Source organism: Streptomyces sp. NBC_01481 (assembly GCF_026339995.1).
Taxonomy (GTDB): domain Bacteria; phylum Actinomycetota; class Actinomycetes; order Streptomycetales; family Streptomycetaceae; genus Streptomyces.
In genome coordinates, this window is the sequence record NZ_JAPEPT010000004.1 from 113654 (window position 1) to 138272 (window position 24619).

The window sequence follows — 24619 nt, forward strand, 5'->3', positions numbered from 1 at the left end:
CGATCGGAGCACCCACGTGACCTCGCACCCCGTCCGCACACCGCAGTCCACCGACGAGCGCCGTCGAGGGCTCACGGAAGAGGATGCGGCACGCCGCCTCGCCGAATACGGCCGCAACGAGGTGGCCACCCGGAGAACCGTGCGCCTGCATACGCGCGTTGTGGCGCAGCTCCGGGATCCGCTGATCATGGTCCTCCTCGGGGCCGTGGCACTGACCGTCGCGATCGGAGACCACGCCGACTCCGTCGTCATCGCCCTCGTGATCGTCGTGAACACCACGGTGGGAGTGATCCAGGAGGTCAGAGCCGACAATGCGGTTGCCGCACTCTCCGCCATGTCAGCCCCGAACGCACGTGTCCTGCGCGGCGGTTGCGAGCGGGAGGTGCCCGCGGCCGAAGTGGTCCCCGGCGATGTGCTGGCACTCGGCGAAGGGGACATCGTTCCCGCCGACGCGCTCCTCACGCAGGCATCGGCGCTGCTCCTCGACGAATCCATGCTGACCGGTGAATCCGTACCCGTGGACAAGGACCTGCGCTCCGGACGGCCGGGGGCCGCGACGCTGAGCGCGGGCACTGTCGTGGTCCGGGGGAGGGGCATCGCCACGGTGACAGCCACCGGGGCCGCCAGCGCCCTGGGCCGTATCGCCGCGTTGCTGGAAGGGCGACTCGAGGCGACACCTCTGCAGCGGCGGCTGGCCGCACTGGGGCGGGTTCTCGCCGTGGCCACCCTGGCACTGTGCCTTTTGGTGTTCGCCCTGGGACTGATTCGTGGCCTGGGACCTGGCACCATGGCGGTGACCGCGATCAGCCTCGCCGTCGCAGCGGTACCCGAGTCGCTCCCGGCCGTCGTCACGCTGGCACTTGCCCTGGGGGCGCGGCGCATGGCCGCACGCCACGCCGTCGTACGACGCCTCCCCGCCGTGGAGACGCTCGGGTCGGTGACCGTACTCGCGACGGACAAGACCGGCACTCTCACCGAAGGCCGCATGGTCGTCGAACGCGTATGGACACCTGAAGGCGCCGTCGATTTCACAGGCGCCGGGTATGAGCCGTTCGGCGACGTTCGCGTCGGCGGCCGGGCAGCGGAGCCTGCCGAACTCGGCCCCGTACAAAAGCTGTTGACCACCGCAGCGCTGTGCAACGACGCCGCGCTGCGCCCACCGGACGAACCGCCCGACGGCACCGGCAGCCGCTGGACTGCCCTCGGCGACCCCACCGAAGCCGCGCTCCTCACGGCCGCGGCCAAAGCGCACTGCGAGGAACCGAGCACGCTTCACCAGACCTACCCGAGGACCGACGAAGCGCCCTTCGACAGCCTACGCAAGCGCATGAGCACCCTCCACGGAACGCCGTCGGGGCAATTGATGGTGTGTCTGAAGGGTGCTCCGGAAGCAGTCCTCGACCCCGCTGTGCTCGACGAGTCCGCGCAGCTCCTCGATCGGGCCCAGGACGAGGCAGCGCTGCTCGCCGCGCAGGGATACCGGGTGCTGGCCGTGGCTTGCGGCGAGCGGACCGAGGCTCCGACGCGGGCAGCGGACGCCGAATCGGGGCTGCGGCTGCTCGGCCTGGCGGCGATCAACGATCCTCCCAAGTCGGCTGCGGCCGCCACGCTGGCCGCGTGCCGGGCTGCGGGCATCACCCCCGTGCTCATCACCGGTGACCATCCCGCCACCGCACGGGCCATCGCCACGCGCGTCGGTCTGCTGTCCCCCGACAGCGAGCCGGGCGAGGTCGTCACAGGTCAGTCGCTGGCGGCGGGAACCGTGGACGACCTCACGGCGGTCAGGGTGTTCGCCCGCACGGACCCGCAGCAGAAGCTGGACATCGTCGAAGCCTGGCGCGACCGCGGGGACGTGACGGCGATGACCGGTGACGGCGTCAACGACGGACCCGCACTACGACAGGCTGACATAGGCGTCGCCATGGGGCGGCGAGGAACCGAGGTGGCGAGACAGTCGGCCGATCTGGTGCTCACCGACGACGAGTTGTCCACCGTGGTCGCGGCGGTCGAGGAGGGGCGCCGCGTGTACGACAACATCCGGCGCTTCCTCGTCTACGGACTCGCCGGGGGCACCGCAGAGATCCTGGTGATGCTGTTCGGCCCGTTGCTCGGATTGTCACTGCCGCTGCGTGCGGGTCAGATCCTGTGGATCAATCTCCTCACCCATGGCCTGACCGGGGTGGCGATGGGGGCGGAGCCAGTGTCGCCGCGCGCCATGCACCGGCCCCCGCGCCCGCCGCAACAGCACGTGCTGGGGCACGGGCTGTGGCAACGAGTGCTCTTCCTCGCAGCCGTGGTCACCATGGCAAGCCTCGCTGCAGGCCTCTCGGCCCGTGCCGTGGACGCAGCCTGGCAGAGTGTGCTGTTCCTGTCCCTGCTGGCCGCACAGCTCGGGGTCGTCATGGGGCTGCGGGACCGCCTTCTCACACGGGAAAACCTCTTCCTGCCGGCGGCGGTGCTTGCCTCGGCCGGTCTCGCGATGGCGGCTCTGTACGTACCGTTCCTGCGATCTGTACTTGAGACCCAGCCACTCGGCGGGACGGAGGTCGCTGTGGCCGCCGCCGTGGGCCTGGCCGGATTCGCCGCCGCCCGCCTCAGCAGGCAGCCGTGGCTACGCCGATTGGTCGTCAAGCAGTAGTCGTCAAGCAGTAAGGGAGGGGTGGGGCCGAGCGGCACCGAAGGTGGGGCTGTTCGGCCCTGGCAGCAGCCCACCCCCCGTGTTTCCATGGAATTGACGGAAAGGGCCCCTGAGGAGGACGTGGAGAAGCGGCTCGTGGCCGTGCACCACGCAATCAGGATCCGCGAGAAGCGGGTGGGCCCTTTTCGCCTTGACGTGCCGTGCCGGGGCCGAGGTGATCGTGCCCACGCCTCAGGGCGCTGGGGGTGCCTGGTTGTTGAGGCTCAGGCGGACGTCCACGACGCCTTCGACCGCGCGGGCGGCCCGGGCAAGCAGGGAGACCAGCGCCCGGTCCCGGAGGTTGCCGTGGAGGGTGACCACGCCGTCGGTGACGGAGACTTCCACGTGTGCCGCGGGTGGCAGGTGCTCGATGACGGTACGACGGATCTCGTCGGCGATGGTCTCGTCCGGCCTGAGGAACACCTTCAGCAGGTCGCTGCGACTGACGACACCTTCGAGCAGGCCGACACCGTCGACCACTGGCAGGCGCTTGACCCGACGGCGCGCCATGATCCGTGCGGCCTCGGAGACCGTGGCGCTCGCGTGAACAGTGACGGCCGGGCTCGACATCAGCTCCTCTGCCGAGACCGCCCTCGCCTTCGCCACGTCGGACAGCGGCCGGTCTGCCTGTGCGGGGTCGTCGAGGCGGTACTCCTCCTTGCGGAGCAGATCGGCCTCCGAGACCACGCCGATCACACGGCCCTCGCCCTCCAGCACCGGCAAGGCACTGACCTTCCACTGCTCCATCAGCTCCACGATCTCCTTATAGGTCGCACGGCGCCCCACCGCGACTGCGGTGTGCGTCATGACATCGCTCACTGTGTGCGGGGAATCGGGCATGGCGGGCCTCTCGGACGTCGGTTACAGAGTCATGCCGCTGCCGTGCGGCGCGTACAGATCGAGCAGCCGGATACGGGCGGCATGCAGCCGATGAGCGAGCACCCTGCCGACCCAGTTTCCGATCGCGGAGCCGAAGGCAGGGTCGGCATCCATCATCATCCGCACCGTTGACGCGTCGAACTCCTGGGCGCGTACGGGTGTCATGGCCTCGGCGCCGAACTGCCACACATGCGGTGGGAACAGCCAGGACCAGCCCACGAGTTCACCGAAGCCCAAGTTCTCGATCACCGCCGGGCGCCGTCCCGGAACTTTGATGTCGAGAGTGACAGTGCCGGACTGGACGATCCAGAACCGGTCGGCGCGGCGGCCTTCTTCGAAGATGCGGGTTCCTTCAGGGAATCTGACGTCCCGGGTGATGCCCAGCAGCCGGGCACGGTGCTCGGGGGAGAGAACGGCGGTCATACGGATGGGGGAGGGGGTGCTCATTGCTGGGCCTCCGTTTCGAGCGCGCGGCTTCTTCGGTGATGACCGGTGAGCCTTCCGGGCCTCACTCGCCGGTTGTCCTGCGGGGCCGCTGTCTGTGCTCAGCGTCAGTCATCCGATCGGCGCCGGGGAAGGGCCGGGCGGCCCTGTCTGCGGCCCCAACAGGGCCAGTTCTGCCCCGCTGCGGTTTCGCGGTCAGGCAGGCGGCGATGCATTCGGCCCACTTGGCGATCCGATTGAAGTCGCGGCAGTCGTCGCCGTCCTCCTCCAGGATCACCCGGGCGATGCGTCCTCGCGCTCCGGCCGCCGGCCGTCCGCCGAACGTGACGTGCTCCAGCGCTCCCAGTCGACGCTCGACCTGGCGGACGCCGCGCACAGCAGGGATGTCCCGTTCCAGTGCCGACGGGTCGAGGGGCCACTGCTGAACAGCCACAGCGGCCGTCCGGCCAGAGCATGCCGGTGGCGCCGGGCGAAGCGCCGAGCATCCCGGTGCCAGCGCCCCATGCGGAGCGCGCCTCCGAGGACGACGGCCTCGTACGGGCGGATGTCACACACCTGGGCCGCAGGCCGGGCGTCGGCCTTCACTCCTTCGTCGCGCAGGATGGAGGCGATGAACTGGGCGATCTCCGCCGTCGAGCCCTTCTTGCTGCCGTAGGCGACGAGCACGGTGCGAGTCATCGTGATCACTTCTCTTTACAGTGTGCGCCTCCGGCCGCTGTTGCCGTAGAACTCTTCCTCGGACAGCCCACGGCGCGAGTCGGTGACGCTGAACGTCAGCTCGTCGACGACCGCGATCACACCGTCGATCTGGCGGGTCATCCGCAGCGCGACGGGTACGTCGCTGCGCCGCGGCAGCTGCCCGGTCAGGGTCACGACGCCGTCATGCACGTCGACTCGGACGGTCTCGGGCGGGAGCCAGAGCGCGCGCACCAGAACCTCGTCGATCACCTCACGGCGGATCTCGGCGTCGGGCCGCAGGAAAACCTGGAGCAGGTCGCGTCGCGTGACGATGCCGACGAGGCGGTCCTCCTCGTCCACGACCGGTAGTCGTTCGATGCGGTGCTCGGCCATGATGCGGGCGGCAGCGGCTATCGACTGGTGGGCGTGGACGGTGACGGCTGGGTGGGTCATCAGCTGCCCGGCGTTGCGAGCCTGTGCCTTGGACTCCCGGACGCGTGCCCCGGAGGTGAGTGAGGGCCAGTTGAGGCGGCCAGGAGTGTCTTCTTTTCCGGACCGGTGGACCATGAGATCGGTCGTGGAGATCACCCCGATGACCTTCTGCTCGTCGTCGACGACTGGAATGCCGCTGATCCGGTGCTGCGACAGCAGCCGGGCGATCTCCTCGAAGGGGGTGTCGTAGGCGGCCTTGACGACTTCGCTCGTCATCGTAGATTCGACGTTGTCGTGCTTCATCGTCCAGTCCTCCTTCAGCGGAGAGGGCGCCGGCTTCAGTGGAGAGGGCGCCGGCGAATTACCTGCGCGGGACGACGCGTCCAGAGTCCGGCGAACGGACGACAGGTCACAGGGCTGCAAGGGGCAAGAAGGGGGGCCGGACGGCCCCCTCCTCGCCGTTGGCCCTGGTCACGGCCTGGACACCCTTACTGCCGTGACCTTGTACTCCGGGCACGACGTCGCCGTGTCCGAGCGGTCGGAGGTGAGGTTGTTGACTCCGCTCGCCGGGAAGTGGAAGGAGCAGAAGACCTGGCCGGGCGCCGTCTCTTCGCCGACCCGGGCGACCAGCAGGGCCCGGCCGTGCCGACTCTCCACCGTGACCTGCTCGCCGTCGCGCAGCCCGTACCGGGCGGCGTCGTCGGGATGGAGGTCCAGGTGGTCGACCGGATCGAGCCTGAGGTTGCCACCGCGCCGCGTCATGCTGCCGGAGTTGTAGTGCGCCCAGCGCCGCCCGGTGACCAGGACCAGCGGATACATCTCGTCGGGCTGCTCACCCGGCGGGAGATAGGGGGCGGCGGCCAGATGGGCCCGGCCGTCCGCGGTGGCGAACCGGCGTCGGTACAGCGTGGCTTCCCCGGGGCGGTCGGGGCCGGGGCAGGGCCACGGGACGGCGTCCTCGCGGTCCAGCCGGTCATGGGACAGACCGGCGAAGAGGGGAGCGAGCCGTGCGCACTCGGCGAGGGCTGCGGCCGGGGTCCGGCAGCCGAGGTCGACGCCCAGGGCGGAGGCGAGGGCGTGTACGACCGCGAAGTCGGTACGGGCTTCTCCCGGCGGGGAAACGGCGGCGCGCACCCGCTGGAAGCGGCGGTCGAAGTTGACGAAGGTGCCGTCCTTTTCCAGCCAGGACGCGACCGGCAGCACGACGTCCGCGTGGCGGGCCGTCTCGGACAGGAACAACTCATTGCAGACGACGAGCGGACAAGCGGCCAGGGCTTGAGTAACCCGCTGCGTGTCGGGGTCGGTGGCGCACACGTCCTCCCCGACGATCCACAGCGCTCGCAGATGCCCGCCCCGCGCGGCCGCGAACATCTCGGGGATACGCATCCCGGGCCGCTGCGGAACGGGCGCGCCCCACAGTTCCTCGCCCCTTGACCGTGCGGCCGGGTCGGTCACCTTCCGGTACCCGGGCAGGACATCGGGCAACGCGCCCATGTCGGAGGCGCCTTGGACGTTGTTCTGGCCGCGCAGCGGATTGACCCCATAGCCGTGATCCGTGCCGACGGCGCCCCGCAGGATCGCCAGGTTGGACAGGGCGCGGACCCCGTCGGTGCCGTGGAGGTGTTCGGTGACGCCCAGGCCGTAGACGATCGCGGGATGCTCGGCACGGCCGTACAGCCGGGCGGCGGCGACCAGGTCCGCGGCGGGCACGCCGGTGATGTCCGCCACCCGGTCGGGTGGGTATTCGGCGAGCAGCTCGGCGAGTTCCGGCAGGCCGGTGGCCCGCTCGCGCAGGAAGTCCCCGTCGGTCAGGCCTTCGGTGAGCAGCACTTGGGCGAGGCCGTGGAACAGGGCGACGTTGGTGCCGGGGCGCGGCCGCAGGTGCACGTCCGCGTGCAGGGCCAGGCCGACGGCCCGCGGGTCGGCGACGACCAACCGGGCCCCGTGCAGCACGCGTTGGAGCAGTCGCGCCCCGACCACCGGGTGGGCCTCGACGGGGTTGGCCCCGACCACCAGCAGGCAGTCGGACCGCTCGACGTCGTCGAGGCTGTCGGTGCCGCCGGGCAGTCCGAAGGAGGCGGCCAGGCCGGCGGCGGACGGGGAGTGGCAGAGCCGGGAGCAGTTGTCGATGTTGTTGGTGCCGATCGCGACCCGCATGAACTTCTGGATCAGGTAGTTCTCCTCGTTGGTCGCCCGCGCGGAGGAGATCGCCGCCACGGCGTCGGGGCCGCCGGCGTCAACCGCTGCGCGCAGTCCGCGGGCGATGTGGTCGAGCGCCTCGTCCCAGCCGACGGGCTCCAGCCGTCCGTCGCGTTGTCGCAGCAGTGGCCGGGTGAGCCGTTCGGGCGAGGCGAGATATCCGTGGGCGAACCGGCCCTTGACGCATGCGTGCCCCTGGTTGACGGGGCCGTCCCGAGCGGGCAGAACCGCGCTGACCTCGCCGTTCCGGGTGGTGACCTCAAGGGAGCAGCCGACACCGCAGTAGCCGCAGGTGGTGCGTGTGAGTCCTGCCTCCGGCCGGTTCGCCGAGGTGAGCCCGCGCCCCGGGCCCGGCTCGGTGATCGCACCGGTGGGGCAGGTGTCGACGCAGCCGCCGCAGGCCACGCAGTCCGACTCGGCCCACGGTCCGCCGGTACCGGGAGCCACGACGGTGTCGGCGCCCCGGCCGGCGAGGGTGAGCGCGAAGGTGCCCTGCACCTCGGAGCACATGCTGACGCACCGGCCGCAGGCAATGCACAGGTCGCGGTCGAGGTGAACGTACGGGTGGGACTCGTCGCTGCCCCGGCCTCCGGCACCCTGTGCCGCGCCCGGGCCGATCCCCAGGGACCGGCAGGCCTGCGCCAATTCGCTGCGGCTGTCGGCGGCCAGGGCACTCGGCGGCAGGGCGGAGGCGATGAGTGCCATCGCGTCCCGGCGCAGCAACTGCAGATCGTCGGTGCCGGTTTCGACGCGTGCGCCTGCGACGGCCGGGGTGACACAGGCCGCCACGATTCGCCCGTCGGCCCGTACCAGGCAGGTACGGCACGATCCTGCGGGGCTGAGCCGGTCGTCGTGGCAGAGCGAGGGGAGCTCGATGCCCTCTGCGCGTACGGCCGAGAGCAGCGAGGTTCCCTCGGGCACCTCGACGCTCGTGCCGTCGATGTCGATCCCGGTCACTGGTCCCATCCCGCCAGCCGGTCGCCGTACGCGCGGGCGAGGCTGCGCACCGCGGGCGGGATCCGGCGGCCGAAGGCGCACAGGCTCGCCTCGGCCAGCACCCGCGACAGCCGTCCGTATTCCTCTCCGGGCGGTGCGCCCGCAGAGGCCATCTCCAGACCGCGGCGTGAGCCCACGCGGCAGGGTGAGCAGGCGCCGCAGCTCTCGGCGGCGGCGAACTGCCAGATGTGCCGCAGCACATCCTGCGGTGCCACGCTCCGGTCGAAGGCGACCAGCCCGGCGTGGCCGAGGGCGGCGCCCCGGGCAGCGAGGTCGGCCTCCGTCAGCGGCACGTCCAGCGCGTCGGCGGCCAGGAAGCCGCCCAGCGGACCGCCGACCTGGAGAGCCACCAGCTCGGCGCCGTCCTTCAGACCGCCGCCCAGCTCGGTGACGATGCGCCGCACCGGAGTGCCGAGTTCGACCTCGTACGCACCAGGCCGCGCGAACCGTTCGGACAGGCAGACCAGCTTCGTCCCGGTCTCGGACGCCGTTCCGCGCCGGGCATATGCCGAGCCACCGCGCCGGACGATCCATGGGACAGCCGCAAGGGTCTCGACGTTGTTGACCACGGTCGGTGCACCCCACAGCCCGCGCTCGGTCGGGTACGGCGGGCGCGGCCGGGCACATCCCCGGCCGCCCTCAAGACCAGCGATCAGCGCGGTCTCCTCACCGGCGACGTACGAGCCGGCGCCTTCGACGACCTGGATGTCCAGGGTGGTGGTCGTTCCGTACAGGGACGGGCCGAGGTGACCTTCCGCGTACGCCTGCCCGACTGCCTCGCGCATCCGGGCCAGGGCCATCGGATACTCGGAGCGCACCAGCACAACGCCCTGGGACGCTCCACAGGCGAAGCAGGCCAGGGCCAGCCCTTCCAGCACCCGCCCCGGGTCGGCCTCCATCAGCAGCCGGTCGGCGTAGGAGCCGGGATCGCCCTCATCCCCGTTGGCCACGACCACGGTGTCAGGACGGCGGCCCGCCGCCGCCCATTTCGCGGCCACCCGGAACCCCGCGCCGCCGCGCCCCCGCAACCCGGATGCGGCCACCTGCCGGTGGACCTCGTCAGGAGTAAGTGCTGTCACCGTTCGGAGCCACACCTGCCACGGGCGCTCTCCGGACGCCTCACCGCCCAGCAGAACCGGGTCGCCGGTGGCGTCGGCCGCCGGGATCCCGGGTGCCCGCGGTGGCTCCCGGCCCGCGAGTTGAGCGGCCAGGGTCGGGCCCGTACAGGGCACATCCCCGTCGAGCGCGGCGGGCCCCGCGTAGCAGTATCCGAGACAGCGCACGGTCTGTACCGACGTCCCTCCGTCGGATGAGGCCGTGCCCGCGGTAACGCCCAGCTGGCGCTCGACAGCGGTGAGATGCAGACCGGCCTGCGCGGCGAAGCACGCTGTCGCGGCGCAGACCCGGATGTGACGGCTACCGTGCGGGGCGGCGAAGTCCGCGTAGTAACTGGCCGGTCCGAGCGCGGCAGCGGCAGGCAGGCCAACGTCGGCGGCGACAGCCGGCGCCCAGGCCTCGGGGCGGGTCGCCGTGCCCGTCCGGGCCACGGCCAGCGACGTCATCAACCGGTCTGCAGGTTTCCCACGCCGTTCGGCGAGGGCCCTGAAGGCGTCGAAACGGTCGGCGGGGCAGACGCGCACCATGCCTTCATCGTGGAGTCCTTCGCGGGGGGCCGCATCCGGGGCCGCCGTCGCCCGACTCGTCTCCTCGCTGCCCCCGGCGCAGTCCCGAGGACACTCACTGATCCGACGGACTGATAGACCGTCCCGTGAGGCGCTCGGGCTGGATCGAGATCCACAGCTCGCGGTTGCCCCCTGCCCACGGCGTGGTGTGCGCGCGATCGGCAAGCCGTCGCACCGCGTCGGGCTCCGTAACAGCCCGCGCAGGGCCGACTGCGAGCACGCTCCAGCCCTGGCTCATCGCCTCGTCCACGTGGTCGACCTCGAATGCCACGTCCGTTCCCATGGCCGCCGCGGGGGCGGAACCAGGTGCGGTGCGGAAGACGATCGCGTCATCGACGACCTCGTAGTTCACGGGGATGACCGCCGGACCGTCGGGCGTCGAAACGGCGATGCGGCCCACGCCATGCGTGGAAAGCAGGGCGCGGCATTCATCGGCTTCGAGGTCTCGCAGCCGAGGGTGCAGGAGCGCCTGACCCCGGCCGGGCGGCAGATCGATGCCGCCGCCGCGCAGGGCGGCTGCGGTAGTCCCCAGCGCGGCGGCCAGCCTGATAAGGCTCGCGAGGCTGGGGTCGGCCGGACGCTCTTCGATGTACGCCAGGTACTGCGGCGCCATTTTGGCGCGCCGCGCTGTTTCTGTCCGGGTAAGTCCTTGCCGCGCGCGTTCGAGTGCCACTCGCCGGCCGATGTCGCTGGGGCCGTGTGCGTCGTGGGACGGCGTTTCGCCCGGCCCGTGCTCGACGTGATGGATGTGCGCGTCCGGCCCGGGGAACACGAGCGTCACTTCGTCCGTGTCCGACCAGCGCACGTCGTACGGGGGCGTTCCGTCCGTGTGGTGGAGCCCGACGATTTCACCGTCGCGCCTGGTGGCGCCGGTGTTTGGGCTTTCGACGACGAGTTGATCGCCAAGGTGAGCTCGCATGATCATCACCGCTCCTGCGAAGCGTCGCTGTACCCCCAACGTGCCACGCGCGGTGTCCTGGCGCATGGGTCGAGAAGCCCGAGTCCGGAGGGCCGTACGGGCCGGTCTCGGCCCGATCGGCCCCAAACGGGGGCCGGACGGCTCCTCCGACGACGCCCGGCCCCTGACAGGCTTGATCTGTGACCGTGACTGGTTGTCACGACGCCGAAGGGAGGGCGGAATGCACCACCGAACAGTCGGAGAGCTCATGACCCGGAAGGTCGTCCGGGTACGGCGTGACGTGCCATTCAAGGAGATCGTCAGGCTGCTTGCCGAGAACGATGTCACCGCCGTACCCGTCGTGGACGAATTGGACCGCCCGATGGGTGTGGTGTCCGAGGCCGACCTGCTGCGCAAGTCGTCCGGCCAGTCCGACCCGTCGGGTCGGGTGCCGATGCCGCATCTGGAGGCGTGGGAGCGGGCCAAGGCCGAGGGAGCCCGCGCCGAAGAACTGATGTCGGCTCCGGCCGTTTGCGCGCGTCCGGATTGGACCGTTGTCGAGGCGGCTCGCCTCATGGCAGTTCAGAACGTCAAGCGGCTGCCCGTGGTGGACGCGGCGGACAGACTGCAAGGCATCCTCAGCCGCAGCGACTTGCTGCGCATCTTCCTGCGTCGCGACGACGCCATCCGCGATGAGATCAACCGGGATGTGCTGCAGTCGACGATGCGCCTCGGCCCTTCGGAGGTGACCGCAGAGGTGCACGAAGGGCAGGTCACGCTCGGTGGGTCCGTCGATGTCAGGAGTCTGATCCCGATCATTGTGCGGCTGTGCCGGAGTGTGGACGGCGTGGTTTCCGTGTCGGAACGCATCGCGTACCGGACCGACGACACCGCGAGTTCCACCAGCGGCACGTAGGCCTTCCGAACGTGGCACCGCACGCCGTGGTCGACCAGATGTTGTTCGCGACCACCGCAGGGAGGATGACGATGTCCACGCTCCGAACCGACGCGTCCGTGCTCCGGACAGGCACCGGCTTCGATGCACCGACGCTCCCGCGAGCAGACGTCTGCGAAACCCATACGGCGGTCGTTTTCTTCGTCGGCGACCATGCCTACAAGATCAAGAAGCCGGTGGACCTGGATGCCCTGGACTACTCCACCGTGGCGGCTCGGCGTGCGGCGTGCGAGCGGGAACTGGCTCTCAACCGTCGCTTCGCCCCCGTCTACCTGGGCCTGGGAGAATTTCGCAGCCCGGGGCGTGGACACCCCGGAACTCCTAGCCAAGGCTTCAGGGATATCCAGGACGTATGTGACGCCTGCTGTCGCCGGGGCGAGTGCTGTCGCCGCGGGCGAGGAGGCTGGTGACCAGCGATCGCCTCGGGCCTGCGAGAAGCGGGCAGTCCCGGGCTCCATGAATGCCGGCAGCGTGCTGCGGCCCCCTCGTCGGTGGCCAGTCCCGATCAGGATCAGTCGCAGTGCGGCCCGGGCCAGGCTCGGTGACTCTGGAGGCAGAGGCATGCTTCGGGAGGAGCGCCCATGCACTGGGAGACGATCCATAAGGACACCGCGCCGGGTATCGCACCGAATCTCGCCGACTACGACCGGGCTCGTTTCGATTTCACCTGGTCGCAGGCACGTACTGCGCTGGCCGGGCTGCCCGGCGGCGGGCTGAACATCGCGCACGAGGCGGTCGACCGGCACGCGGGTTCCGCATCACGGGACAGGGTCGCGCTTCGGTGCATCGCCCGCGACAACGCCGTCTCGACTGTCACCTACACCGAGTTGGCCCGTCGTACGGCCCGCTTCGCGAACGTCTTGCGGTCGCTCGGCGTCGGCCATGGGGACCGGGTGTTCACCCTGCTCGGCCGCTGTTCCGAGCTCTACACGGCGGTGCTGGGCACGCTGAAGAACACCAGCGTGCTGTGCCCGCTCTTCTCTGCGTTCGGACCCGACCCTGTGGAGCAGCGGCTGCGTCTCGGCGACGCCCGGGTCCTGGTCACCACCGCGGCCCTCTACCGGCGCAAGGTGGCCGAGCGCCGGGCTTCGCTGCCCGGGCTCGAGCAGGTGCTCATCGTCGGGCCGGGTGCCGAGGAGCTGCCCGGCACGGTCTCCTTCGACGAGCTCATGTCCTCCGTCTCCGACTCCTTCACCATCCCGCCGACCTCGCCGGAGGACATGGCGCTGCTGCACTTCACGAGCGGAACCACCGGAACTCCCAAGGGTGCGATCCATGTCCACGAAGCGGTCGTCGCCCATCACGCCACGGCTGCCTCCGCGCTCGATCTGCACCCCGAGGACGTGTACTGGTGCACCGCCGACCCCGGCTGGGTCACCGGCATGTCGTACGGAATCATCGCCCCGCTCGCCCACGGTGTGACAGTCGTCGTCGACGAGGGCGACTACGACGCCCGGCGCTGGTACCGGATCCTCGGCGAACAGCGGGTCAGCGTCTGGTACACCGCGCCCACGGCCCTGCGGATGCTCATGCGCGCCACACCCCGCCAGGGCCCTTACGACCTGCCGCGTTCGTACGACCTGTCGGCCCTGCGGTTCATAGCCTCCGTCGGCGAGCCGCTCAACCCCGAGGCAGTGGTGTGGGGCCAGGAGGTGCTGGGCCTGCCGGTCCACGACAACTGGTGGCAGACCGAGACCGGTTGCGTCATGATCGCGAACTTCGCGGCATGCGACATCCGGCCCGGCTCGATGGGGCGGCCGCTGCCCGGTGTCGAGGCGGCCGTGCTCAAGCGCGGCGAGGACGGCCGGGCGCTGATCGCCGACGGACGGGTCACGGAGGTGGAGAACCCGGACGTGGAGGGCGAGTTGGCGCTGCGGCCGGGCTGGCCGTCCATGTTCCGCGGCTATCTGCATGACAAGGAGCGTTACCAGGCCGCGTTCGCCGATGGCTGGTACCTGACCGGTGACTTGGCCAGGCGGGATGCGGAGGGCTGGTTCTGGTTCGTGGGACGTGCCGACGACGTCATCAAGTCGGCAGGCCACCTGATCGGCCCGTTCGAGGTGGAGAGCGCGCTCATGGAACACCCGGCGGTCGCCGAAGCCGGAGTAATCGGACGGCCGGACCCCGTCGCCGGAAACATCGTCAAGGCATTCGTCTCGCTGCGCCCCGGCATCGAGCCGGCCCCGGATCTGGAACGCGAACTGCTGGCCTTCGCCCGCCGCAGGCTGGGCCCCGCCGTCGCACCCCGGGAGATCGCATTCGACCAGAACCTGCCCAAGACCCGCAGCGGCAAGGTCATGCGCCGAGTGCTGCGCGCCCGCGAACTCGGCCTGCCTGCCGGCGACCTGTCCACCCTGGAGGGATCCGCATGAGCCCCGCACGCGGCACCCGCACCCGAAAGACTCCGGCGGCCTCGAAGCCTGCGAAGAAGGCTCCGACGAGCAAGCACAGCACGGCGTCAGAGCTTCCCGCCGACCGGCCTGGCGTCGAGCACAAGGTGAATCTGCTGGAGGCCATGATGCGCATCCGGCGCTTCGAGGAGCGATGCGTCGAGTTGTACAGCGCCGCCAAGATCCGCGGCTTCGTCCACCTCTACATCGGCGAGGAGGCCGTCGCCGTAGGTGTCAACGAGGCGCTGACCTCCGAGGACGCGGTCGTCTCCACCTACCGCGAGCACGGCCACGCGCTGGCCCGCGGTATCCCCGCCGAGGCCGTCATGGCCGAGATGTACGGCAGGACGACCGGCTGCAGCGGAGGCCGCGGCGGGTCCATGCACCTGTTCGACGCAAGCCGCCGCTTCTACGGCGGCAACGCGATCGTCGCCGGAGGTCTCCCGCTGGCCGCCGGCCTCGCTCTCGCCGACCGCATGCGCGCACAGCCCCGCGTCACGTGCTGCTTCTTCGGTGACGGGGCCTTCGCCGAGGGCGAGTTCCACGAGACGGCGAACCTCGCCGCTCTCTGGAATCTGCCGCTGCTGCTCGTCTGCGAGAACAACCTCTACGCCATGGGCACGGCCATCGAGCGGCACGAGGCGCAGACCGACCTGGCCATGCGCGCCGCCTCGTACGGCATGGTCGCCTGGGCCGTGGACGGCATGGACGTCGAAGCCGTCGAGCAAGCAGCCCGCCGGGCCGCCGAAGCCATCAAGGCAGGCTCCGGACCGCACTTCCTGGAGCTGCGCACCTACCGCTTCCGCGCACACTCCATGTACGACCCGGACCGCTACCGGGACAAAGCGGAGATCGAGCGGTGGAAGGGCCGGGACCCGATCACGCGCCTCATGGACCGCATGCGCGAGGACGGCGAGCTGGGCGACAAGGAACTCGCCGCGATCGAGCGCCGGATCACCGACGAGATCGACCACGCCGTCGCAGCCGCCGAACAGGCGCCCGAGGAACCGGTCGAAAACCTGCTCCGCCATGTCACCAGCGCTCCGTTGGAGGTGAGCTGACCATGGGCGCCACCGGACAGCCGCAGGAGCAGAAGACCACCTACCGGGAGGCGATGCGTGAGGCCCTGCGGGATGCCCTGCGCTCCGACGATCGCGTCTTTCTCATGGGCGAGGACGTGGGCCGGTACGGCGGATGCTTCGGCGTCAGCCTCGGCCTGCTGGAGGAGTTCGGGCCGGAACGGGTCCGCGACACCCCGCTGTCGGAATCCGCGTTCGTGGGCGCGGGCATCGGCGCGGCCTTGGCCGGGATGCGGCCCATCGTCGAGATCATGACCGTGAACTTCAGCCTGCTCGCCCTCGACCAGATCCTCAACAACGCCGCCACGCTGCTGCACATGTCGGGCGGCCAGCTGCCCGTGCCGCTGGTGATCCGCATGACGACGGGCGCGGGACGGCAGCTCGCCGCACAGCACTCGCACAGCCTGGAGGGCTGGTACGCGCACATCCCCGGCATCCGCGTCCTCGCACCGGCCACCATCGAGGACGCGCGCCACATGCTGGCCCCGGCGCTGGCCGACCCCGACCCCGTACTGATCTTCGAGCACGGAAGCCTCTACAACGCCTCCGGTGAACTCGCCCCGTCCACCGCCCCGGTGGACTTGGACCACGCTGCGATCCGCAGGCCCGGCACCGACATTTCCCTGATCACGTACGGGGGGTCGCTGCCCAAGGCGCTCGCGGCGGCGGACGAGCTGTCCACCGAAGGCATCAGCGCAGAGGTGATCGACCTCCGCACTCTCCGGCCGCTCGACGACGCGGCCATCACCTCCTCCGTGGCCCGTACGCACCGAGTCGTGGTCATTGACGAGGCTTGGCGCACCGGAAGCCTCGCCGCGGAGGTGTCCGCCCGCATCGCCGAGCGATCGCTCTACGAACTGGACGCTCCCGTGGAGCGGGTGTGCAGCGCGGAAGTCCCCATTCCATATGCCCGGCGGCTTGAGGAGGCGGCCCTGCCGCAGACCGCCGACATCGTCGCGGCAGCGCACCGGGCGGTGGACTGACCATGGCCGAGTTCACCATGCCTTCCCTCGGCGCCGACATGGACGAGGGCACGCTTCAGGAATGGCTGATACAGCCTGGTGACCAGGTCCATAAAGGCGATCCCGTCGCGGTCGTCGAAACCGCGAAGTCCACGATCGAGGTGGAGTGCTTCGAGAGCGGGGTGGTAGGGCAGCTGCTCGTCGAGCCGGGCACGACGGTGCCGGTCGGCACGGCGCTCGCGCTGATCGAGCCGGCCGCAGAAGGACCCAAGCAACGCGAGAAGCGTCGAAAGCCCGCAAAGGCCGAGACGAAACGACCGGTCCGGCCGACGCCGACCCGCGCGACACCCCCCACCCGACCCGAACGCGCCCGGGTTCCGGCGCCGTCCGCTGCCCACGAACGCGGACACACCGAAGCGGGCCCCTTGCTCCGGCACTTCGCGGAGCGCAGCGGCATCGACCTGGATAGCCTCCGCGGATCCGGGCGCGGAGGGCGTGTCACCCGAACCGACGTCGAGCGGGCAGCGGCTGCCGCGACTGCTGCTCAGCCATTGCGCGTACGGGCCACCCCGCTCGCCCGGCGGCTCGCCGCCGAACTGGACGTCGACCTGGCCGCGGTGACGGGGACCGGCAAGGACTCGGCCGTCCGTGCCGCGGACGTGCGCAAGGCAGCCCCGGGCCCGGCGACCGCGGCCCCACCCTCGCGCCACGTCGCCGCCCCTGTACGTCCTTCCGAGGACCGGGCGACGGCCATGCGCCAGGCAATTGCAGGCCTGATGACGCGCGCCAACCGCGACATCCCGCACTACAACCTGTCCACGACCGTCGACCTGGCCGCCGTCATCGACTGGCTGCACGAGCACAACCGGCGCAGCCCGGTCGCCGAGCGACTGCTTCCCGCAGCCCTGCTGCTCAAGGCCGCGGCCCTCGCGGCCCGGGAGGTCCCAGAGCTCAACGGCTTCTGGACCGACGACCGCTTCACGGCGGGCGATGGCGTACATCTCGGCGTGGCCGTGTCCCTGCGCGGCGGCGGGCTCGTCGCCCCCGCCCTGCACGACGCTGACACCCTCGAACTCCCGCAGCTGATGACCGCCTTGAAGGACCTGGTCGCCCGTGCCCGCACGGGCCGGCTGCGCGGATCGGAGGTATCCGACTCGACGATCACGGTCACCAATCTCGGCGATCAGGGCGTGGAATCAGTCTTCGGCGTGATCTACCCGCCACAAGTGTCCCTGGTCGGCTTCGGGCGGGTGGTCGACCGGCCGTGCGCTGTCGACGGCCTGCTGGGTGTACGGCCCGTCGTCACAGCCACCCTGTCGGCGGACCACCGAGCGACGGACGGCGCCGTCGGGGCCCGCTACCTGACGACGGTCGACCGCCTCCTGCAGAACCCGGAGCAGCTGTGAACAGAACCGAAGCACTGAACGTGGTCAAGGATTCGATCGCCCACGTCATCCCCGACGCCGACTTCGCCGCCTTGGGGCCGGACGAAAGGTTCCGCGACGCCCTCGAGATGGACTCGCTGGACTTCCTGAGCTTCGTCGAGACTCTCGGCGCCCGTACCGGCATACGCATCGACGACGAGGACACGCCCCACCTGACCACGCTGTCCGGCAGCGCCGACTTTCTCGTCGCCCGCACGAAGTGAGGCGCCGTGATCGAACGTGCGACCGAGCTGATCGACGCCGCCGCGGACCGTCCGGTCAAGGCCTGAAGCCGGACACAGGGCTGTGCGGCAATCCGCTGTTCAAGGCGCTGAATGTTGCGGCTGTGCGCACTCGCCGCCGGCCGACTGCGGTCCGACCAGGGCAAGATCCGGCACGTCTCCGTTTCTGCAGCATCGCCGCGGGCCAGATCTCGTACAGTGCGGGCGAGCACACTCCCCCTCTCGAATGGGCCCTTCGGCCACATGGGCCGGGCCGTGTGGCCCATAGGTGATCGCACCCTTGTCGTCTTCGCTTGATACATGGGCCGTAACCAGCCGCTTCTCATCGCCACCGGAGTGCGCAAGGTCTACCGAACGGGATCCGTGGCGGTGACCGCGCTGCTCGATCTGGACCTCGTCGTGCACCCGGGCGAGCTGGTCGGCGTCATGGGCCCTTCGGGGTCCGGGAAGACCACCCTGCTGAACTGTCTGTCCGGTCTGGACGACATCGACGGCGGGCGGGTGGAGGTCGACGGGCACGACCTGTTCGCCATGTCGGATGCCGCGCGCACCGAGCATCGGGCCCGCACCATGGGCTTTGTCTTCCAGGCGTTCAACCTGATTCCGGTCTTCTCCGCGGCGGAGAACGTCGAACTCCCCCTGCTGCTCGTCGGCACCCGGCCGCGGGAGGCCCGACGCCGGGCGCTGGCCATGCTCGACCGGGTCGGCCTCGGCCACCGGGTCCATCACCGGCCGAATGAGATGTCGGGCGGCGAACAGCAGCGGGTGACCATCGCCCGCGCACTGGCCGGCCGCCCGGCCATCGTGTGGGCGGACGAACCCACCGGCAACCTCGACAGCGCGATGGCCATCCAGGTCATGGACCTGCTGTGCGAGCTGAACGGCGACGAAGGCCAGACAATCGTCCTGGTCACCCACGACAGCGCCATCGGGGCGCGCGTCCCCCGGCTGATCCGCATGCGTGACGGACGGTTGGTCGACGACGTCCGCCAGCGCGTCCCCGCTCCCGGCCCAATGCCCAACGTCCCCACCGGCTGACCATGTACCCGAACCTGCTGGCCCCGCTGCTCATCACCCTGGCGACCGCACTGGCAGCCCTCCTGCTGGTCGCCGTCCGGCAGCCGGTGTCCCGCCGTCTGGCGTTCCGCCAGCTTGCCCGCCGCAGGACAGAGGCGGCGCTCGTGATCAGCGGATCGGTCCTGGGGACGGCCATCATCGTCGGCGCGCTGGTCGTCGGCGACACCTTGAACTTCTCGGTGCGCCAGGAGGCGTACCGGACCCTCGGCCCCGTGGACGAGCGCATCGTCGCACCCCCCGGTCCGGCCGGACGTGCCGTCGCCGAACGGCTCGGTGAACTCGCCGGAAGTCCTGACATCGACGGAGTGCTGAGCGCCCAGGTCACACTGGCGGCAGCGGTCAGCCGCCCCGGCGGCCGACCGGTCGCCGAACCGCGGACGCTGGCGTGGCAGATGGACTTCGCCGAGGCGTCCCGCTTCGGCCGCGCGGGTGGCGACTCGGGGCTCGGCGGCGCGAACCCGAAACCGGGCCACGTCGTTGTCAACGAGCCGCTGGCCCGGTCACTGCGGGTCGGAGCCGGGCAGCAGGTTACGTTCTACCTGTTCGGGACGCCGCAGACGTTCCGCGTCGACCGCGTTGTGCCGGAGCAGGGCCTGGCGGGTGTGGGACTGGGCGGCAGGCTCAACCGCGACGCATTCCTGCCTCCGGGCACCCTCGACTCCACCGCCCGCGCCGCCGGAACGGAACCGCGCTCGGTCACTTTCGTGTCCAACCGCGGGGGCGTCGAGAGCGGCGACGCGCTGACCGACGAGGTGACCGCGGACATCCGCAGGAACCTGGCTCTGGTCGCCGAGCAGGCCCCGATTGAGACGCCGAAACACACCGTGCTGCGGGAGGCGAAGGTCACCGGGGACACCCTCGGCGCGCTGTTCCTCATGATCGGCAGCTTCAGCATCATCGCGGGAGCCCTGCTGCTGGTGAACATCTTCGTCATGCTGGGCGAAGAGCGGAAATCCCAACTCGGCATGCTGCGCGCGGTGGGCATGAAGCGCTCGCGCCTGGTCGGTTCCTTCACCCTCGAAGGGGCTGCCTACGCGCTGCTGTCCGCTCTGCCGGGCGTCGCCATCGGTGTTGCCGTCGGCTGGGGAGTCGCCGTGGTGGCCGCGGAGATCTTCCGCGGCTGGGCGGTCGGCGGAAGCAGCCTGCAGATCGTCTTCGCCGTCACCCCGACCAGCATCCTCAACGGGGCTGCCATGGGCCTGCTCATCGCCTTCGTGGCAATCTTCGTGACGACGGTGCGGATCAGCCGCTTCAACATCATCGCCGCCATCCGGGATCTCCCGCCGGGAAGCGGACGCAAGCCGCGCCGCAGGCTGCTGGTCATCTCCAGCACGCTGGCGCTCCTGTGCGCACTCGCCGCCATCCCCGCCTTGGCGCGCAGTCAGGCCGAACAGACCTACCTCTTGCCGTCGCTCGCCATCACCTTCGCCACCCCGGCCATGCTGCGTGCCATGCCCGGACGCACCGCCATCACACTGGCGGCGGGCACCGTACTCGCCTGGACGCTGCTGGCGCCCGTCGTCCGCCCCCGTATCTTCGACACACCCTCCATGGCCGTCTACGTCATCCAGGGCAGCTTGGCGGCGTTCTCCGCGGTGGTGCTGGTCAGCGAGAACCAGAAGGTGCTGGTGCGCCCGCTGCGACGGCTGCTGGAACGCCCCTCGGAGTCCGGCCTGGCCGCACGGCTCGCGGTCGCCTACCCCCTGGCCAAGCGGTTCCGCACCGGAGCAACGCTGGTGATGTACACGCTGATCGTTCTCGTTCTCGTGTTGCTGACCGAGATCTCGGGCATCCTCAACGCAAGCGTCAACAATGTCGTGTCCGACGCCACCGCCGGATACTCCCTGCGGCTGGACTTCAACGCCCAGGTCTCGCGTGACCGTCTTCTGACGGATCTGCGCACCGGCCCGTCCGCCGGCCAGATCTCCACCGTCACCCCGCTGCTCAACGCCACGAGTCGCGCCACCGACCCCGGGCATCGCACCACCTCGCCCCTGGACACCGCGGTCGTCGGGGTGCCCGACGGCGCGATCACCGGCATCGCCTTCGGCGAGCGGCTGCGCGGCCTGGGCAACGATGCGGCCGTCTGGCGCGCACTCGCCACCGACCCGCAGTACGTCGTGCTCGACGCCTTCTTCGGCAGCACCGGCGGCCCCAGCGGCGACTACTTCGACCCCGGTGACACACTCGCCCTGACCGACCCTCTCACCGGCCGGACCGAACAGAAGACCATCGCCGGAGTCCTCAAGAACGGCATGGTCTTCTACCCCGGCACCGGCGCCAGCTCGACGGTGTATCCCGTCGTGATCGGCGAGACCGGCATGCGCGAACTCTTCGGTACACAGGCCCAGAACGCCTCCGCCCTCGTCCGCACCCGCCCCGGAGTATCCCCCGACACCCTGGCGACCCAGCTGCAGGGTGAGCAGTTGTCCTCCAGCCTGGTCGCAACGCCGATCGCCTCCGATGTACGCCGCCAGTTCGACTCCAGCACCGCCTTCTTCCGCCTCATGCAAGGCTTCCTCGTGCTGGGACTCCTCGTGGGCATCACCGGCCTCGGGGTGGTCATGGTCCGGGCCGTCCGTGAACGGCGGCGCACCATCGGAATCCTGCGGGCACTCGGCTTCAGGGCCCGGACCGTCCAGCGGTCCTTCCTGTGGGAGAGCGCCTTCATCGCCGTGGAGGGCATCGTTCTCGGCTCGGTGCTCGGGGTGCTCACCACCTGGCTGATGTACCGCAACAGCGCCGCGTTCGCGGGCCTCGAGGGAGGATTTCCCATCGAATGGACCAGCATCAGCGTGCTGGCGGCAGCGACCTTCGCCGCATCCCTTCTGGCCACGCTCGGCCCGGCGCGCCGCGCCGCCGCCATCCGCCCGGCTCTCGCCGTCCGCATCGCCGAATAATGCGGTACCGCGCTGGTCTGCGTGGGACAAGGCTCCTGGACGACGGCATGGACCGACCCCGGCGCAGCCTCGCGGGGGTTCGCCTCACGGACGTGCGGTCGTGCGCGAGGCGCTGGAGGAGAGAGTTGCGAAGGCACGGGCGGTTCAGGAGATTCCAGTTCTGACGTATGAGTTCCTCGCACGAGTTGCCGAGGATCCGGAGCGGGCCGCACCGTAGCCCTGCAGCATCAGGGCCGACCGGCCCAACCGGATGAGCCCGTCCGGATCCCCGCCGGGGCCTGTCTCGCGCCAACGTGGGATCGGGCCCCGTCTGCGCGGTCCTGTACGAAGGAGCTGACGGTCATGACAACGACTCTGTCGATGTACAACCCGGTAAGAGTGGATGCGGTGCTCTACGCGCCGCTGTCGCGCTGGCTGACTCGAGCGTCACTGGAGCCGTTCGCCCGGCCAGGGGCCCTTGGCCTCTCGCATCAGGGCCGACGGCCAGTGACCCTGGAAGCGCATCCATAGGAGCGCCACCCGGGGCCACATCCCGTGGCGACGCTCGGTCTGCGGCTCAGCCCGATCATCGCCGCGGCCGCGATGGCGCTGTCTTCCCTGTCCGTGGTCACCAACTCGGGCCGCCTGCGCCGCTGGCACACCTCCCCGCTGCCGACGGCCGAAGCGGTCCCCGTAGAGCCCCGGGTCGAATCCGCCGCCGACCGGACCGAGCCCGAAGCCGCAAATAGACCTCACCGCGGTGGTGGACCCGGTGTGCGGCATGCGCCTTGACCCGGCAGAGGAACTCGGGCGGGGTGCGCACATCGCACCTGCTCCAGTCCGCCCTGGTCCACGTCAACACGCTGCTGATGCAGCCTGACCGCCCGAGCGGCGACGGTGCCCGGCCGGCGCGCCTCAGGTAGCGACCACGCCGAACAGCGCTCGTAGGAACGCACGGTTCGTGGCCCCGGCCACGGCGGCCGTGGCTTCCGGCGCCTGTCAGTGCTCGCTGGTGGCGATGTAGGTGCCGTGCCAGGTGTGGTCCCACACGGCGCCGGTGGAGGCGTTGACCGACAGCATGCCGTTGATCTTCCCGGAGCGCAGGGTGTGCAGGGTGTAGTAGCCGGGGAACGACTCGGCCTCGCCGGCGGTCAGGTCGCTGCCCCGGTCGCGCAGCCACTGCTGGGCGCGGTCCTGGGCCTGGTCGGGGGAGATCCGGGTCTGGGTCTGGCCGCGGTGGTGCATGCCGTAGTCGGTGTTCCACATCATCGCCGGTCCGTACTCGATCCCGGTGTCACCGTCGGCCGGATCCACGAGGATCTCGGTGGCCAGCTTCCCGCCAGGGGTTTCCAGTTCGGCGTAGAAGTTCTTCGAGAACTGCATGACCTCACCGACACGCAGGTCGAGCCGGTCGGCGAAGGCGTCGGCCCGCTGTCGGGCCTGATCCAGGGTCTTCACCGGGGCGCCGTCGCCGCGCTGCCAGTAGTGCCCGCCCATCATGCCGGGACCCCACGAGCAGTCGTCGCGGCCCATCATTCGCGGGCCCATGCCGGGCCCCCACGAGTCCCAGTCGTCGCCCGATGTGCCCGGCCTCCAGCAATCGCTGCCGGAGGGGCTTGGCGCGGCGGCCGAGCGGAGGGGCATGCCAGCGGTGCTGGCGCCCGCCGCACATCCGGCGGCCAGCGTGCCGGCCAGCGCGAGGGCTGCCAGCGCGGCGGCGGTCCGCCTGCTCGTGCCGGGCATGATCATCACCCTTCCGGGCCGTTCCCTGTCCCGATCGCCCGACCCGGCGGACGCGGGCCTGTCCCCTCCAGCCTCTCTCCGGGCGCAAGGACCGCCCAGGGGCCGTCCGGACCCGTCCGTGCACCGATCGGCCCGTGTATGAGACGACCCACATAGATGACATCGACACGAGTAGCTGTCATCGCGCAGGGCCACCGCCGCCGAGGAGTCCGCCCGATGAGCGCCGCCCCCGCCACCACCCCGGATGCCCCCTGGACGCACCGGACTTGGGCGTTGACCTGCTGACGCTCGTCGGCCACAAGATGGAGGCCCCGAAGGGCATCGCCGCCCTGTACATACGCGAAGGCGTCGCCCTCGAACCGCTGGTCTACGGGGGCGGACAGGAAGGCGGCCTGCGCGCCAGCACCGAGAACGTCGCCCTCGCCGCCGCTCTGGGTGCCGCTGCCCAACTCGCCGCCGAGGACCTGGCTGACGGCGGCCCACAGCGCACCGCCACACTGCGCAACCGCCTTCACCACGGCCTCACCACCCGGCTCCCCGGCCGCATCCACCTCAACGGCCCCGCCGAACCGCGCCTGCCCAACACCCTCAACCTCAGCATCGACGGCATCCGCGGCCACGAGCTCCTCGCCGCCATCCCCGAGATCGCCGCCTCCACCGGCTCCGCCTGCCACAGCGGCCACCACCGTCCCTCCCCGGTCCTCAGCGCCATGGGCCTGCCCAAGACCCGCAGCCTCGCCGTCCTGCGCCTCTCGCTGGGCCGCTGGAGCACCGCGGACGACATCGACCGAACCGTCGAGCTGATCACCGCCGCTTGTGAGCGGCGCGCCGGAATCTAGGCTGAGCGCCGCCCAGAACGGGGCGATGCGGACCTCTGTGACGCGTCACCCAGAGCCTGCCGCGATGACGGCGACTCCCGCCCCCGCAGCGGACATCGCCGTCGACGGCACCGGCCTCCTCTGTGTGACGCTCCTGCTGAAGCT

Annotated in this window: 18 protein-coding genes and 1 pseudogene; 11 read left to right on the top strand and 8 right to left on the bottom strand. The window is 70.5% G+C overall.

All coding sequences use genetic code 11. The annotated features are described in order from the left end of the window. The first annotated feature begins 16 nt into the window (after positions 1–16). Positions 17–2638: a cation-transporting P-type ATPase gene (locus OOK40_RS22300; RefSeq protein WP_266484823.1), complete on the top strand. Its 2622-nt coding sequence runs from the start codon at positions 17–19 to the stop codon at positions 2636–2638. A 231-nt stretch (positions 2639–2869) separates the two neighbouring features. On the opposite strand, the gene OOK40_RS22305 is transcribed toward OOK40_RS22300, so the two are convergent. The 7 genes from OOK40_RS22305 to OOK40_RS22335 form a co-directional block, all read right to left on the bottom strand. Next, positions 2870–3517: a CBS domain-containing protein gene (locus OOK40_RS22305; protein WP_266484827.1), complete on the bottom strand. Its 648-nt coding sequence runs from the start codon at positions 3515–3517 to the stop codon at positions 2870–2872. A 21-nt stretch (positions 3518–3538) separates the two neighbouring features. Continuing rightward, positions 3539–4003 carry a cyclic nucleotide-binding domain-containing protein gene (locus tag OOK40_RS22310; RefSeq protein ID WP_266484830.1) on the bottom strand — a complete coding sequence of 155 codons (465 nt, stop codon included), beginning with the start codon at positions 4001–4003 and terminating at the stop codon, positions 3539–3541. Between the two features lie 270 nt (positions 4004–4273). Next, positions 4274–4678 carry a flavodoxin domain-containing protein gene (locus OOK40_RS22315; RefSeq protein ID WP_323136091.1) on the bottom strand — a complete coding sequence of 135 codons (405 nt, stop codon included), beginning with the start codon at positions 4676–4678 and terminating at the stop codon, positions 4274–4276. A gap of 15 nt (positions 4679–4693) precedes the next feature. Further along, positions 4694–5413: a CBS domain-containing protein gene (locus tag OOK40_RS22320; protein WP_266484831.1), complete on the bottom strand. Its 720-nt coding sequence runs from the start codon at positions 5411–5413 to the stop codon at positions 4694–4696. A 168-nt stretch (positions 5414–5581) separates the two neighbouring features. Then, a complete protein-coding gene (gene fdhF, locus OOK40_RS22325) occupies positions 5582–8275 on the bottom strand; it encodes a formate dehydrogenase subunit alpha (protein WP_266484832.1) in 2694 nt (897 codons plus the stop codon). Next, complete coding sequence (locus tag OOK40_RS22330; protein ID WP_266484833.1) at positions 8263–9948, bottom strand: NAD(P)H-dependent oxidoreductase subunit E; 1686 nt, start codon at positions 9946–9948, stop codon at positions 8263–8265. The genes fdhF and OOK40_RS22330 overlap by 13 nt, the downstream gene beginning before the upstream one ends. Before the next feature lie 94 nt (positions 9949–10042). Next, the gene (locus OOK40_RS22335) at positions 10043–10906 is read right to left on the bottom strand and encodes a pyridoxamine 5'-phosphate oxidase family protein (protein WP_266486498.1); all 864 of its coding nucleotides are present in this window, start codon (positions 10904–10906) and stop codon (positions 10043–10045) included. 220 nt (positions 10907–11126) lie between these two features. Here OOK40_RS22335 and OOK40_RS22340 point away from each other — a divergent pair, with 220 nt between their 5' ends. From OOK40_RS22340 to OOK40_RS22380, 9 genes and pseudogenes are all read left to right on the top strand, one after another. Further along, positions 11127–11801 carry a CBS domain-containing protein gene (locus tag OOK40_RS22340; protein WP_266484835.1) on the top strand — a complete coding sequence of 225 codons (675 nt, stop codon included), beginning with the start codon at positions 11127–11129 and terminating at the stop codon, positions 11799–11801. A gap of 65 nt (positions 11802–11866) precedes the next feature. Next, positions 11867–12139, top strand: a pseudogene (locus OOK40_RS22345) (gluconate kinase); the annotation flags it as partial. A gap of 282 nt (positions 12140–12421) precedes the next feature. Continuing rightward, entirely contained in the window at positions 12422–14212 is a 1791-nt protein-coding gene (acsA, locus tag OOK40_RS22350; RefSeq protein ID WP_266484839.1) for an acetate--CoA ligase, read from the top strand. Continuing rightward, positions 14209–15291, top strand: coding sequence for a pyruvate dehydrogenase (acetyl-transferring) E1 component subunit alpha (gene pdhA / locus OOK40_RS22355; protein ID WP_266484842.1), 1083 nt, complete (start codon positions 14209–14211; stop codon positions 15289–15291). The genes acsA and pdhA overlap by 4 nt, the downstream gene beginning before the upstream one ends. 2 nt (positions 15292–15293) lie before the next feature. Further along, positions 15294–16292, top strand: a complete 999-nt coding sequence (locus OOK40_RS22360) for an alpha-ketoacid dehydrogenase subunit beta (RefSeq protein ID WP_266484846.1) — start codon at positions 15294–15296, stop codon at positions 16290–16292. Positions 16293–16294: 2 nt separating this feature from the next. Then, complete coding sequence (locus OOK40_RS22365) at positions 16295–17677, top strand: 2-oxo acid dehydrogenase subunit E2 (RefSeq protein ID WP_266484849.1); 1383 nt, start codon at positions 16295–16297, stop codon at positions 17675–17677. After that, positions 17674–17919, top strand: coding sequence for an acyl carrier protein (locus OOK40_RS22370; protein WP_266484852.1), 246 nt, complete (start codon positions 17674–17676; stop codon positions 17917–17919). Before OOK40_RS22365 ends, OOK40_RS22370 begins: the two co-directional genes overlap by 4 nt. Positions 17920–18237: 318 nt before the next feature. Further along, positions 18238–18975 carry an ABC transporter ATP-binding protein gene (locus OOK40_RS22375; protein ID WP_266484855.1) on the top strand — a complete coding sequence of 246 codons (738 nt, stop codon included), beginning with the start codon at positions 18238–18240 and terminating at the stop codon, positions 18973–18975. A gap of 2 nt (positions 18976–18977) precedes the next feature. Next, on the top strand, positions 18978–21914 hold the full coding sequence (locus OOK40_RS22380) for an ABC transporter permease (protein WP_266484860.1): 2937 nt from the start codon (positions 18978–18980) through the stop codon (positions 21912–21914). A gap of 978 nt (positions 21915–22892) precedes the next feature. On the opposite strand, the gene OOK40_RS22385 is transcribed toward OOK40_RS22380, so the two are convergent. Continuing rightward, on the bottom strand, positions 22893–23636 hold the full coding sequence (locus OOK40_RS22385; protein ID WP_266484869.1) for a hypothetical protein: 744 nt from the start codon (positions 23634–23636) through the stop codon (positions 22893–22895). 134 nt (positions 23637–23770) lie between these two features. Between OOK40_RS22385 and OOK40_RS22390 the strand changes: the two genes are divergently transcribed. Beyond that, entirely contained in the window at positions 23771–24475 is a 705-nt protein-coding gene (locus tag OOK40_RS22390; protein WP_266484873.1) for an aminotransferase class V-fold PLP-dependent enzyme, read from the top strand. Positions 24476–24619: the final 144 nt, after the last annotated feature.

Excerpts from the sequence above, each read along its gene's own strand:
- pdhA (WP_266484842.1), top strand. The coding sequence starts at position 14,209 with ATGAGCCCCGCACGCGGCACCCGCACCCGAAAGACTCCGGCGGCCTCG.
- OOK40_RS22380 (WP_266484860.1), top strand. The coding sequence starts at position 18,978 with ATGTACCCGAACCTGCTGGCCCCGCTGCTCATCACCCTGGCGACCGCA.
- acsA (WP_266484839.1), top strand. The coding sequence starts at position 12,422 with ATGCACTGGGAGACGATCCATAAGGACACCGCGCCGGGTATCGCACCG.
- OOK40_RS22320 (WP_266484831.1), bottom strand. The coding sequence starts at position 5,413 with ATGAAGCACGACAACGTCGAATCTACGATGACGAGCGAAGTCGTCAAG.
- OOK40_RS22330 (WP_266484833.1), bottom strand. The coding sequence starts at position 9,948 with ATGGTGCGCGTCTGCCCCGCCGACCGTTTCGACGCCTTCAGGGCCCTC.
- OOK40_RS22365 (WP_266484849.1), top strand. The coding sequence starts at position 16,295 with ATGGCCGAGTTCACCATGCCTTCCCTCGGCGCCGACATGGACGAGGGC.
- OOK40_RS22310 (WP_266484830.1), bottom strand. The coding sequence starts at position 4,003 with ATGAGCACCCCCTCCCCCATCCGTATGACCGCCGTTCTCTCCCCCGAG.
- OOK40_RS22335 (WP_266486498.1), bottom strand. The coding sequence starts at position 10,906 with ATGCGAGCTCACCTTGGCGATCAACTCGTCGTCGAAAGCCCAAACACC.
- fdhF (WP_266484832.1), bottom strand. The coding sequence starts at position 8,275 with ATGGGACCAGTGACCGGGATCGACATCGACGGCACGAGCGTCGAGGTG.
- OOK40_RS22315 (WP_323136091.1), bottom strand. The coding sequence starts at position 4,678 with ATGACTCGCACCGTGCTCGTCGCCTACGGCAGCAAGAAGGGCTCGACG.
- OOK40_RS22305 (WP_266484827.1), bottom strand. The coding sequence starts at position 3,517 with ATGCCCGATTCCCCGCACACAGTGAGCGATGTCATGACGCACACCGCA.
- OOK40_RS22340 (WP_266484835.1), top strand. The coding sequence starts at position 11,127 with ATGCACCACCGAACAGTCGGAGAGCTCATGACCCGGAAGGTCGTCCGG.
- OOK40_RS22375 (WP_266484855.1), top strand. The coding sequence starts at position 18,238 with ATGGGCCGTAACCAGCCGCTTCTCATCGCCACCGGAGTGCGCAAGGTC.
- OOK40_RS22360 (WP_266484846.1), top strand. The coding sequence starts at position 15,294 with ATGGGCGCCACCGGACAGCCGCAGGAGCAGAAGACCACCTACCGGGAG.
- OOK40_RS22385 (WP_266484869.1), bottom strand. The coding sequence starts at position 23,636 with ATGCCCGGCACGAGCAGGCGGACCGCCGCCGCGCTGGCAGCCCTCGCG.